General features: G+C 64.1%; 13 protein-coding genes. 6 read left to right on the top strand and 7 right to left on the bottom strand.

Going from position 1 to position 12266, the window contains the following annotated elements; translation table 11 throughout:
- The first annotated feature begins 9 nt into the window (after positions 1-9).
- On the top strand, positions 10-477 hold the full coding sequence (locus tag D9V28_RS13595) for an NUDIX hydrolase (protein WP_121660294.1): 468 nt from the start codon (positions 10-12) through the stop codon (positions 475-477).
- A gap of 103 nt (positions 478-580) precedes the next feature.
- Positions 581-853, top strand: coding sequence for a DUF2277 domain-containing protein (locus tag D9V28_RS13600; RefSeq protein WP_121660295.1), 273 nt, complete (start codon positions 581-583; stop codon positions 851-853).
- 123 nt (positions 854-976) lie between these two features.
- On the opposite strand, the gene D9V28_RS13605 is transcribed toward D9V28_RS13600, so the two are convergent.
- The 4 genes from D9V28_RS13605 to D9V28_RS13620 all read right to left on the bottom strand — a co-directional run bounded on the left by D9V28_RS13605 (position 977) and on the right by D9V28_RS13620 (position 4779).
- Complete coding sequence (locus D9V28_RS13605) at positions 977-1288, bottom strand: SHOCT domain-containing protein (RefSeq protein ID WP_121660296.1); 312 nt, start codon at positions 1286-1288, stop codon at positions 977-979.
- A 129-nt stretch (positions 1289-1417) separates the two neighbouring features.
- Positions 1418-2086 (bottom strand): response regulator transcription factor, encoded by a 669-nt coding sequence (locus D9V28_RS13610; protein WP_220700510.1) that lies wholly within the window; start codon positions 2084-2086, stop codon positions 1418-1420.
- Positions 2083-3339: a sensor histidine kinase gene (locus D9V28_RS13615; protein WP_121660297.1), complete on the bottom strand. Its 1257-nt coding sequence runs from the start codon at positions 3337-3339 to the stop codon at positions 2083-2085. Before D9V28_RS13615 ends, D9V28_RS13610 begins: the two co-directional genes overlap by 4 nt.
- Before the next feature lie 111 nt (positions 3340-3450).
- Positions 3451-4779, bottom strand: coding sequence for a M50 family metallopeptidase (locus D9V28_RS13620; RefSeq protein ID WP_121660298.1), 1329 nt, complete (start codon positions 4777-4779; stop codon positions 3451-3453).
- 105 nt (positions 4780-4884) lie between these two features.
- On the opposite strand from D9V28_RS13620, the gene D9V28_RS13625 reads away from it, so the two are divergent.
- Positions 4885-6411, top strand: a complete 1527-nt coding sequence (locus D9V28_RS13625; protein WP_229728102.1) for a Mur ligase family protein — start codon at positions 4885-4887, stop codon at positions 6409-6411.
- Positions 6412-6443: 32 nt separating this feature from the next.
- Here the strand turns inward: D9V28_RS13625 and dxr are convergent, their stop codons facing one another.
- On the bottom strand, positions 6444-7529 hold the full coding sequence (gene dxr, locus D9V28_RS13630; RefSeq protein WP_121660300.1) for a 1-deoxy-D-xylulose-5-phosphate reductoisomerase: 1086 nt from the start codon (positions 7527-7529) through the stop codon (positions 6444-6446).
- Between the two features lie 47 nt (positions 7530-7576).
- Complete coding sequence (locus D9V28_RS13635) at positions 7577-8545, bottom strand: FKBP-type peptidyl-prolyl cis-trans isomerase (RefSeq protein WP_121660301.1); 969 nt, start codon at positions 8543-8545, stop codon at positions 7577-7579.
- Between the two features lie 221 nt (positions 8546-8766).
- Between D9V28_RS13635 and D9V28_RS13640 the strand changes: the two genes are divergently transcribed.
- Positions 8767-9477 carry a lysophospholipid acyltransferase family protein gene (locus tag D9V28_RS13640; protein ID WP_121660302.1) on the top strand — a complete coding sequence of 237 codons (711 nt, stop codon included), beginning with the start codon at positions 8767-8769 and terminating at the stop codon, positions 9475-9477.
- A gap of 18 nt (positions 9478-9495) precedes the next feature.
- Here D9V28_RS13640 and D9V28_RS13645 read toward each other — a convergent pair whose 3' ends face one another.
- On the bottom strand, positions 9496-9966 hold the full coding sequence (locus tag D9V28_RS13645) for an OsmC family protein (protein WP_121660303.1): 471 nt from the start codon (positions 9964-9966) through the stop codon (positions 9496-9498).
- A gap of 37 nt (positions 9967-10003) precedes the next feature.
- On the opposite strand from D9V28_RS13645, the gene D9V28_RS13650 reads away from it, so the two are divergent.
- Complete coding sequence (locus tag D9V28_RS13650) at positions 10004-11017, top strand: asparaginase (protein ID WP_121660304.1); 1014 nt, start codon at positions 10004-10006, stop codon at positions 11015-11017.
- Between the two features lie 128 nt (positions 11018-11145).
- Positions 11146-12264: an alanine dehydrogenase gene (gene ald, locus D9V28_RS13655; protein WP_121660305.1), complete on the top strand. Its 1119-nt coding sequence runs from the start codon at positions 11146-11148 to the stop codon at positions 12262-12264.
- Positions 12265-12266 lie beyond the last annotated feature (2 nt).

The following is a 12266-nucleotide window of genomic DNA, read 5'->3' on the forward strand; positions in this document are numbered from 1 at the left end:
AGTTCCCTCATGCCAACGCCCGATTTTGTCCTTGCCCTCCGCGAAAAGATCGGAACAGCCCCACTGTGGTTGTCCGGAGTGACAGCGGTCGTTGTCAAAGGCAACCACATTCTCCTCGTCCGCCGCACCGACACCGGCGAGTGGACACCGGTGACGGGCATCATCGACCCAGGTGAGCAACCGGCAACAGCTGCATTGCGTGAGGTCGAAGAAGAAGCGGATGTCATTGCCACCGTCGAGCGCCTCGTCCGGGTGAGCGTCACGAACCCTGTGATCTACCCGAACGGTGACGAGAGCCAGTACCTCGACCTCGTCTTCCGGCTGCGTTATGAGTCAGGCATCCCCTCACCAGCCGACGGTGAGAACACCCACGCCGAATGGTTCGCGATCGAGAACCTGCCCGCCATGTCGGACGACATGCGCGAACGGGTCCGAGCCGCCCTCGACAACAAGCCCGAGGCTGAATTTTTGGTTTGAGCGGGTCACTAACCCTCGCCTTTTGACCCGCACAGGTCGATAATCTCAGGCAACACAACCAACCGGGTGGGCACGGGCTGCCCGAATCTGAATGAGGTTTCCCATGTGCAGGAACATTCACCAGCTCCACAACTTTGAACCGGAAGCGACAGAAGACGAGGTGCACGCCGCTGCCCTGCAGTTTGTGCGGAAGGTGAGCGGGTCGACCAAGCCGTCCAAGGCGAACGCCGAGGTCTTCGATCGCGCCGTTCTCGAGATCGCCCACGCTACAAGGCACCTCCTCGAAGACCTCGTGACGACAGCACCCCCGAAAGACCGTGACATCGAGGCGGCAAAGGCCAGGGAGCGGTCGGCCAAACGATTCGCAACGGCCTGACCTCGCCGCTTTCTGCGTTCAGCACGTCCCGGTTCAGTGCATCCCAGTTCAGTGCGCCCCGGTTCAGTGCATCCCGGTTCAGTGCTGCCCGGTTCAGTGCATCCCGGTTCAGTGCTGCCCGGTTCAGTGCTGCCGCGGATCCGGATTGTTCGTTCGGATCACCTCGAGCCGCGCACGGTACTCGGTCTCGTCGATGTCACCGTGAGCGAACCGCTGCGCGAGGGTGGCTTCAGCGCTTCGGCCTGCGGACTGCGCCATCACCCACGGCGGTGATGACCGCCGCCAGCGGCGCCCGAGAACGACGAACAGCAGCACGAAGACCGTGATCCAGAACAGCGGAATCAGAACGAACAACCAGCCGAAGCCAGGACCCCCGCCCCAGCCAGGGTGCAACTGGAGCGCGGTGCTTGCGGTCGAGGTGAGTGTGGAAAGCATAAGTGCGTCTCTTTCGTTTGGCGGTTCCGGCTGAACCGGGTACACCAACTCTCCCGGAGCGCATCGTCGGGCGAATCTGCCAGCACGACGAATCCGCCGTACTTCCCGCGGACGACAACGCCGCCCCCGTTAGGCCGTAAAGCCCGGTGTCACCAGCCCGCTCTCGTACGCAAGCACAACCAATTGCACCCGATCACGCGCGCCCAGCTTGGTGAGGATCCGGGACACGTGCGTCTTTGCGGTCAACGGACTAAGAAACAGCCGCGCCCCGATCTCATCGTTACTGAGCCCGGCCGCAACAAGAACCATCACCTCGCGTTCCCGATCGGTGAGTTCGACGAGCCCGGCGACCGGTTGCGGCGCCACCAGCCCGTTGGAGATGCGCTCAAGCAGCCGCCGCGTCACACTCGGAGACAGCAACGCGTCGCCAGCAGCAGCCACCCGCACCGACCGAATCAGCTCAACCGGCTCGGTGTCCTTCACCAGGAAACCGCTCGCCCCAGCGGCGATCGCCTGCGCCACGTACTCGTCCAGCTCGAACGTCGTCACCACAACGATGTGGGTCTCCGCAAGTTCGGGTGCCGCGGTGATCTGCTCGGTCGCCCAGAGCCCGTCCCCTCCTGGCATTCGAATGTCCATCAACACGACATCGGGACGTTCCTCGCGAACTGAGGCGACAGCATCCGCCCCCGTCGCAGCCTCACCGACAACCCCGATGTCAGCTTCAGCCTCGAGGAGTGCCCGGAATCCCGCTCGAATCAGCTGCTGGTCATCGGCAAGGACGACCCGGATCGTCACGGCTGTTCCCTCGGCACAACGACGGTGACCGCAAAACCGCCTGTCGGAGAGTCGCCGAGCTCAAATGTGCCGCCGAGCAGCGTCGCGCGCTCAGCCATTCCGAGCAGACCGCTGCCGTTCACCTGTGCGTGAGCGGTGGATTGCATGCCCGTCCCGTTGTCTGTCACACGCAAACGGATGCTGTCGCTCACGTCCTCGAGGACAACTGCCGCTTTCGAGGCATTCGCGTGACGCAAAACGTTCGTCAGGCTCTCCTGGACGATCCGATAGAGCGCGAGCTGCACCCGCGCCGAGGGAAGCTCGGACACCGAACTGTCGAACGCAACGTCGATGCCCTGTGCACGGAACGAATCGAGAAGTTTCGGCAGCGCAGACAGGTCAGGCTCGGGTACGCGGCTCGCCGCGTCGGTGTCCAACCGGAGAAACGCCAGAACGCCCCGCACCTCATCCAACGCGGTCTTGCTCGAGGTTTTGATATTCGCGAGCGACTCGCGGGTTTTCTCCGGCTGGGTGTCCATCAGGTGGAGGCCCATTCCGGCCTGCACGTAGATCTGCGAGAGCGAGTGAGCGAGCACGTCGTGCAATTCGCGAGCGATGCGCATGCGCTCGGCCTGCTCAACCGTTGCCCGGTGCTGCAGTGAACGCTGCCTGGCCTCCTGCAGGTGTTGGCGGCGAGAACGAGCACCTTCGGCGAGCGCCAGCAGGAAAGCGAGCCCGGCAGTGACGAACGCGATCCGCACCGGATGCCAGTCCATACCGAGCATCGACCCCGCAAAGACGGCGACGAGCCATCCGCTCACAACAGAGGCATATACCCAGATCCGCGCTCCACGGAAGATGCCTGAGAGGATCGCGAAACCGAGCGCGATGGTCGGTGGGCCGAAATACGGCACCAGGAGCAGATCGGCCAGGGCGACAACTGTGACGCACGCGACAACGGGCCCGGGGAACCGGCGTGCGCCGATGAGAAGGAGCGGAGTCGCGACAGCGAGAGCCGCCGCGACGAGGATTTCGACTGGGTTGTACGGGCCCGTGCGAAACAGGATGAACAGTGTCGGTGGAACCTGAACGAGGAACGACAGGATCACCGGGAACCACAGGCGGACGCCCGGAGGCAGTCCGCGAAACCCGGCGGCCGGCCCATAACCGTGATCAGGTCCGGACTCCCTATCCGTTCCACGACCGCTGCTGACTCGACCGCCAGCCGTACTGTCGCTGCCCGCGTGGACAGGGTCCGTTCGCGTGATGTCCATCGTTCGAGCGTAATGCCGAACGGGAGGGGAGGTCATCGTCCGAGCGGTCGCTCCCGACTACTCCGCACGGAGTATGGTCTGCATCGACGCGAGGTCCGCCGCGTGCTCGGGTCAGCCGAACAGGTTCACGGGCTTGACTATGTCGGCGAAGATCAGCAACGCACTCATGCCACCGAGAAGAATCACGACAACGAAGGTGAGGGGCATGAGTTTCGCGGCATCGACCGGCCCCGGATCCTTGCGAGCGAACAGCTTCGCGAATCCGCGGCGGATCGCTTCCCACAGCGCGGCAGCGACGTGACCACCGTCGAGGGGCAGAAGTGGCACGAGGTTGAAGACGAACAGGGCAATGTTCAGTGAAGCGAGCAGCCCGATCATGGTCTGCACCTTGGCCGACACCGGAACCTCGTCGAGGCTGACCAGTTCACCGGCGATGCGGCCAACTCCGACAACACTGATCGGACCGTTGGGGTCCCGCTCCCCCGGACCGAACGCGGCGTTGGCGATTCCGACGAGGCGGTCAGGCAGGTTGAGGATCATCTGCGCAACCTGGGCGACATTCTCACCAACGGCCGGAAGAACCGCGGTCACCGGCTGTGGCACGAGTTCGGATTGGGAGCCGATTCCTACAAAACCGACTTCCTCGGTGACCGGCGTGCCCGAGGCATCCGTCACTGGGTTGTTTGTCTCATCGAGTACGTAACGTTCGGTGAGGAGCGGAGTGAGCGTCACCGACAGGGACTCTCCCCCACGCACGAGGACGACGTCGAGGTCCTTGCCAGGCGAGGCGCGGATGATCTCGGTGGCTTCGGTCCAGCTCTCGACCTTCTGCCCTGACACCGAGATGAGTTCATCGCCAGGTTTCAGGCCGGCTGCCGCACCAGGCGACAGGGGGTCGTCGGCCGCGCAGCGTGTTTTCTCAGTGCCAGCGGGCAAAACGCACTCATTGACTGTCGCGATGGTCGTCGACAGTTGCGGTGCTCCGAACCCGACCAGAACGATGGCGAACAACACGATGGCGAGGAGGAGGTTCATGGTCGGCCCGCCGAGCATGATGATGATGCGCTTCCACACTGGCAGGCGATAGAACGTGCGATCCTCTTCGCCGTCCCCGACCGTTTCGGCGCTCGCGCTGCGCGCGTCCTGCACGAGGGTCTGGAAGAAACCGGTCGACGCTGTACGAGACTTGCCGTCCCGGGCTGGCGGATACATTCCGATCATCGAGATGTAGCCGCCGAGCGGAATGGCTTTGACGCCGTATTCGGTGTCGCCCTTCTTTTTCGACCAGATCGTCTTGCCGAACCCGATCATGTATTGCGTGACCTTGACGCCAAACAGCTTGGCCGGAACAAGGTGGCCGATTTCGTGCAGGCCGATCGACACGGCGACGCCAACCAGAATGATCAGGATGCCGAGGATATAGAGAAGGACAGATTCCACGCCAGAACATTACAGCCCCGCACTGTGCGCCCGCTGTCGGCGGCCTGTGAGAAGAGGCCGGATCGTCGCCGAGGGCTCCCGCAGGGGGCTGTGAGAACATGGGCTGTGCGTCCTTCTTCCCCTTCCCCCACCCGCCTGATCGATCTGGCCGAGCACTTCAACCTGGCGCTGCACAGCGAAACACCGAACGTGCTCCTCACCGGAATCACCATGAACTCGAGGGACGTCGAGCCGGGTGACCTCTACCTGGGGCTGCCCGGAGCACGCTTCCACGGCGCGACGTTCTCGAAAGACGCTGTCGCGCGCGGCGCTGTCGCCATATTGACGGATGCCAGTGGTGCTGTGGACGCGACGGCCGCCGGTGTTCCGGTTCTCCTGACCCCGAACTCACCCCGGGATATCGCCGGACACCTCGCCGCGTGGATTTATGGCACTGTCACGGGCGGCCCGCTTACCCTCGGCGTGACTGGTACAAACGGAAAAACGTCGACTGTGCATTTCCTCGACGCGCTCCTCACACAGCTCGGCAGGAAGACCGGCCTGAGCTCGACCGCACAGCGGCGCATCGGAGCCGAGGTCGTCGTGAGTTCGCTCACCACCCCCGAGGCCCCCGAGTTGCACGGCCTGCTCGCGCGAATGCACGAGGCCGGCGTGGACGCCGCTCTTCTCGAGGTCAGCGCTCACGCGCTCACGAGGCACCGCGTCGACGGTGTTATGTTCCACGTCGCTGCCTTCACGAACCTCAGCCACGACCACCTCGACGATTACGCCGACATGGACGAGTACTTCGAGGCGAAGCTTCAACTCTTCACACCTGAACACTCGCGGAAGGCGGTCGTCAGCCTCGACACGCCCGCAGGTTTCGCTGTCGTGGACCGAGCCGGAGTCGATGTCGTGACGATCTCGTCAACGCCAGGCGTGGCATCCGACTGGGTGGTCACCGTCGCAGACGAACAGCCAGACTCCACGGCGTTCACCCTGAGTTCAGCTCACGGCACCGTGTCGACGCGGGTGCCGGTCATCGGCAGGCACATGGCAGCGAACGGCGGACTGGCCATCGCCATGCTGGTCGAGGCCGGAATCGACTTCGGCGAGATCCGCGCTGTGCTCGACCGTGACGGCGCCATCACCGCCTCCCTTCCCGGACGTGCTGTGCACGTTCCCGTGACAGACGGCCCGAACGTCTACGTCGACTCAGGTCACAGCCCTGACGCGTTCGCGAAGACTCTCGAGTCGGTGCGCTCGCTCACCCGCGGACGGGTCATCATGATTGCCGGGGCAAACGGCGACCGTGATGCGCTCAAGCGACCCGAGATGGGGAGGGAAGCGGCGCTCGGCAGCGATGTGCTCATCATCACCGACCACCAGCCGCGCTCGGAGGACCCGGCGCTCATCCGCGAGGCGGTGCTCGCCGGTGCACGGAAGGCGAAGCCCGAGGGAGACATCCGCGAGATCGCGGCGCCGGAGGCGGCCATTCGCGCTGCGGTTGCTGAGGCGACTCCGACAGACACCATCCTCTGGGCAGGCCTCGCTGAGAAGGAATACCGCGAAGTGGCCGGTGTCAAGATTCCGTTCTCTGTGCTCGGTGAGACCCGGGCGGCCCTCGCGGAGGCCGGCTGGGTATCCGCCTGACGACGTCGCTCGCGCGTTATCGCCCGGTGGGCTCAGCCGAGGTCGGCGATGACTCGATCTGCTCGCTCCCGTGCCCAGGTCTCAGCGGCGTCGAGCGATTCGAGGGTGAGTTCGTCCTCGGGACGGTGAGCGTCGACAACTCGCGAGATGATGTCGACGATGTCCAGGAATCCGATGGCGCCGGCGTGGAATGCCGCAACGGCCTGCTCGTTGGAGGCGTTGAAGACGGCCGGGTAGGTTCCACCCGCGCGACCGACGGTTTTCGCCAGTTCGACAGCGGGGAACGCCGCAGAGTCCAGCGGTTCGAAGTTCCAGGTGGATGCCGTCGTCCAGTCGAGCGGACGGCCAACGCCCGACACACGATTCGGCCAGTCGAGCCCCAGCGAGATCGGCAGCCGCATGTCGGGCGGTGACGCCTGAGCGATGGTCGAACCGTCGATGAACTCGACCATGGAGTGCACGATCGACTGCGGGTGAACGACGACAGCGATGCGCTCGTACGGCACATCGAAGAGCAGGTGCGCCTCGATCACCTCGAGGCCCTTGTTGACCAGGGTGGAGGAGTTTGTGGTGACAACGAGCCCCATGTCCCAGGTCGGGTGGGCAAGCGCCTCGGCCGGCGTCACCTTTCCGAGCGACGCCCGCGTACGACCGCGGAATGGCCCGCCTGACGCGGTCAGCACAAGGCGGCGTACTTCGGCGTCTGTTCCCGAGCGGAGGGCCTGTGCAATGGCGGAGTGCTCTGAGTCGACCGGAACGATCTGGCCGGGTTTCGCCAGCCGTTTCACCAGGTCGCCACCGACGATGAGTGATTCCTTGTTGGCGAGCGCGAGCGTGCGTCCGGTCTCGAGCGCCGCGAGGGTGGGACCGAGCCCGACCGAACCGGTGATTCCGTTGAGAACCACGTCGCAGTCCACGGAACGCACGAGTTGCTCGGCGTCACGAGCACCGAACGCAACGTCGTCGACCGAGAACTCCTCAGCCTGGGCGTGCACCTCGTCGCGATTGCTGTTCGCTGTGAGACCAACCACCTCGAACCTGGTTGGGTTGGCCCGGATGACGTCGAGAGCCTGGGTACCGATCGATCCGGTCGAACCGAGAATAAGAACGCGTCGCATGGTCACAGCCTAGCCAGCGGTACCACCCGGCGCCGCTGGCGTGACCGCTACCTCGTTGTGGCGAGGATGTCGACGACGAAGACGAGGGTGTCAGTTCCTTCGATTCCGGCGCTGGGTTGGCCGGCTTCGCCGTAACCCTCCGCGGGTGGAAGAACGGCGAGCACCTGGGAACCGACTGTTGCACCTTCGAGAGCTGCGGCGAAGCCGGGAACCACTCCGGTGGTGGCGAAGCTGGCTGGACCGTTGCCCCAGCTCTGATCGAAGACTTCACCTGTACGCCAGTTCACGCCCTGGTAGTGGACTGTGACTGTGTCGCCCTGCTGCACAACCTCACCGTCACCGAGCTTCAGCGGGGCGATCTGCAGTTCGGCGGAGGGGTCACCCTCAGGAATTTCAACAGTCGGCTGGCCGTCCTTCGCGAGAGTGACGGTCGGCATACCATCAACTGGGGCCTGGTCAGCGCCGGTGGCCTTGTCGGGAGTGATGCTCAGGACATCGGCGACCAGCAGAAGCGAGTCGGTCGCCGCGACGCTGCCGTCCGAGGCGCCGACGTCACCAAAACCATCGTCAGGGCTGATCACCGAGGCGACGCGGGATCCGGCCGGAACACACTCGATGGTGCGAACAATTCCTGGGAGGATGCCTGTCTCGTCGCTGACGACGATCTGCTGGGTGCCCAGGTTGTCGTAGCGTGTCTGGGCGAGGGTGTCCCCGCTTGTCGCGTTGTAGAGCGTCAACTCGACAGCCACCCGATCGCCGATCGCCGTCTCGGCACCGTCTCCGGCGATGAGAACCTCGCGCTCGGTCTTCTTCACGCTCAGCGGACCCTCGAAGTCGACCGTCGGAACCGCGCCGAATTCGCCTGAAACGTCGATCGACTTGACGGCGTTTCCCGACTTTGTGTCCTGGCAGCTCTCTGACGCCTGTGTCGCCTTCGGCGATGCTTCGCCGCCGGCGCAACCGGTGAGGACGAGGGCAGATGCCGCTGCTGCGGCAAGAAGAACGGGAATTCGCACGGGAAACGTCGCTTTCTGAACGGAGGGTGATTCGTTCAGTCTGCCGTAATCGATTCGGAATTAGCTGCGAACCCACCCCAAGCGCGATCGTGCACGCCGAACTGCCGCCATTGTCCTTCGAGGAGCCGCATACGTTTGGAAGAATACGACAACGGGTACGCTCCTTGCTTGTGTCAGACGAACAGGCCGTATCCCCAGACTCGGAACCCGCAGCACCTGGGATGGTCTACCTGCTCGGGCGCGCCGTGTTGATGCCGATCGTGCGGCTCATCTACCGACCCAAAATCATCGGCAGGAAGAACGTTCCTCAATCAGGTCGAGTGATCTTGGCGAGCAACCACCTTTCCTTCATCGACAGCATCGCCATTCCTGTCGTCGCTCCGCGTCGTGTGCAGTTCCTCGCCAAGTCGTCGTACTTCGACGGAACCGGCTTCAAGGGCTGGGCGTCACGCACCTTCTTCACATCGATCGGCGCTGTGGGCGTGCGGCGAGGGGCGGGGCAGGCAGCGCAGGAAGCGCTCGATGCCGGGAAGCGGATCCTGGAGACCGAGAGCGCATTCGCCATCTACCCTGAGGGCACACGCTCGCTCGACGGTCGACTCTACAAGGGCAGGACTGGCGTTGCCTGGCTCGCACTCTCAACCGGTGCTCCGGTTGTTCCTGTCGGCCTGATCGGCACTGACAAGCTCATGCCCGTTGGCAGCAAGGTCCCCCGACTGCGTAAGGTCACGGTAATTTTCGGCGAACCGATCGATGTCACGGTGCACGGTCCGGCGACGAGCGGGAAGGCTCGGCGCCAGGCCACCGATGACATCATGGCAGCGATCCATACGTTGACCGGGCAGGAACTGGCTCACGCCTACAACGAGTCTCCTCCGGCTGACACGATCGAGAAGTTCAAGCGCGCCGTTCTTCGCCGCGAGCGACTCTAAGCTGCCAAACCGGTATCGTCAGGCGACGATGATCTCGGGTTCGTGCAGCACGGGAAAGTTCACGCTGCGCGCGATAAAGCACAGTTCGTTTGCCTTCCTGTGTGCGCGCATCGCGGCATCCGTCATCGAAGAATCCGCGACGGTGACGCGCGGTCGAAGGAGAACCTGGGTGAACGCTCCCCCACCTTTTCCGTCTTCGACCATCGTGCCGGTCGCTGAATCGGAGTAGTCAGTGACCACGACGCCCTCCGTGACCGCGACATAGAGGTAGGACAGCAGGTGACACTGGGCGAGGGCGGCGAGGAGGAGCTCCTCCGGGTTCCAGCGCGAGAGGTCACCTCGGAACGGTTTGTCTGCTGAGCCCTCGATCGGATGTTTGCCAGCGGCTGACACGGTGAGTTCACGACTGTACTCCCGGTATCCGCTCGTGCCCGAGCCCAAATTGCCCTGCCAGACTATGCCGATGTGATAGCTGTGTTCACTCCCCATGGCTTCAGTCTGTCATCATCCCGGCTAACCTTGACCGGTGACCAGTACAGCGAATCCTGCCGAAACTTTCTCAACGACGAGCGCGGTGGAACTGGCCGTTGTCGAACGAAGCGGGTTCATTGAGTCTCGTCATTCGGGATCGGCGATTGTGATCGACCAGCACGCGGATGTTTTACGTTCGCTCGGGGACCCCGCAGCGCCTGTATTCCTCAGGTCGACCATGAAACCGTTCCAGGCTATTGCCGTGATGAACGCCGGAGTTGGCCTGCGCGGCGCAGCGGCGGTTCTCGCGACGGCGAGTCACTCAGGAACCCAGCGTCACGTTTCTGTCGTGCGCAGCATCCTGGCCCAGGCCGGACTCACCGAGACCGCGCTGCAGTGCCCGGCGGACTGGCCGGCAGATGGCGCCGCACGCGATGAGCTGCTGAAGGATAACGGCGACAAGTCGCCGATCTACATGAACTGCTCGGGCAAGCACGCCGCGATGCTGCTGGCCTGCGTCACAAACAACTGGCCGATCGAGAGCTACCTGGATCCGGAACACCCGCTTCAGCAGGCCGTTTTAGACGTCGTCGAACGGTTCACCGGTGAACGCCCCGTCGCCTCAGGAATCGACGGCTGCGGTGCGCCGGTTCACGCGCTCTCCCTCTCCGGACTGGCGCGAGGCATCAGCCGCATACGCACGTCGAGCCCCTCCTCCCCCTTCGCTATCTACCGCAACGCGGGCATCCTTTGCCAGGCGGTCCTCGAGGATGGGTGGGCTCTCGACGGCCCCGGCCGCGCAAACACCATCGTGATCGACAAACTCGGCGTCTTCGCGAAGCTCGGCGCAGAAGGAGTCATGGTTATGGCTGCGCCGGACGGAACGACTGTCGCGCTGAAGATGCTCGACGGGAGCCTCCGCGCCGCCACGCTCGTTGGCCTCTCACTCCTTGCCGACGCCGGGGCGCTCAGCCGCGACGCCGTCGACGAGGTCCTGCCCGAACTTCACCTCGACGTTCTGGGCGGCTCCTCCGTCGTTGGACAGATTCGGCTCTCACCGACCCTCTGACACCCGCGTCCTCGATAGGCTGTGGTCACGGCCGGACCTGGCCGATACCGACAGCGACGTCGGACTCAACACTGAGTGCGACGTCCTGCGATGCCGAACCCCACCTGGGTCGGCAGCCAAGGAGCACAATGAGAGTCGCCGTTCCCCGAGAGCTCAAGAACAACGAGTTCCGTGTCGCCATCACACCAGCCGGAGTTCACGAACTCGTCCTTTCGGGCCATGAGGTCTATATCGAGACCGGCGCCGGCGTAGGGTCGTCCATTTCCGATGCGGCGTTCGAAGCTGCCGGCGCAACGATCCTGCCGGACGCAGCAACCACCTGGGAGCGGGCCGACCTGCTGCTCAAGGTGAAGGAGCCGATCGCGAGCGAGTACGTCTACTTCAGGAAGGGTCTCGTCCTCTTCACCTATCTGCACCTCGCGGCCGAGGCCGAACTGACCCGCGCGCTCGTCTCCTCGGGGATCACAGCAATCGCCTACGAAACGGTGCAGCTGCCCAACCGGTCCCTTCCGCTGCTCGCACCGATGAGCGAAGTGGCCGGCAGGCTCTCAACCATCGTCGGCGCGAACACAATGCTCAAGCCGAATGGCGGGCCTGGACTCCTCGTTCCCGGCGTTCCCGGAACCTCGCCTGCCCGCGTCATTGTGCTCGGCGGTGGAGTCGCCGGCACGAACGCCGCGGCTGTCGCTGTTGGACTCGGCGCAGACGTCACCATCCTCGACACGAACATCGCCAGGCTTCGCGAGCTGGATGCGCACTACGCAGGACGGGTGAAAACCATCGCGAGCAACGCCTTCGAAATCGAACACGCGCTCGTAACCGCTGACCTCGTCATCGGGTCTGTCCTGATTCCGGGCGCGCAGACTCCGAAACTCGTCAGCAATGCGCTCGTGGCGAAGATGAAGCCGGGGAGCGTCCTCGTGGACATCTCCGTTGACCAGGGCGGATGCTTCGAGGACTCGCACCCCACAACCCACGCTGACCCCACCTTCACAGTGCACGGCTCCGTCTTCTACTGCGTCGGGAACATGCCGGGAGCTGTGCCGCACACCTCGACGTACGCGCTCACCAACGCGACCCTGCCGTACACCCGTGCTCTCGCCAACCTGGGCTGGTCGAACGCCCTCGCTGCGGACAACGCGCTCGCCCAGGGCCTCAACGTGCACGAGGGTACCGTGTACAACGCCCAGGTCGCCGCTGCCCACGGGCTGGAATCGCGCGGGCTCGACAGCCTGCTCGACGCCTGACG

It is taken from the genome of Mycetocola zhadangensis (assembly GCF_003668565.1).
GTDB lineage: Bacteria > Actinomycetota > Actinomycetes > Actinomycetales > Microbacteriaceae > Mycetocola_A > Mycetocola_A zhadangensis.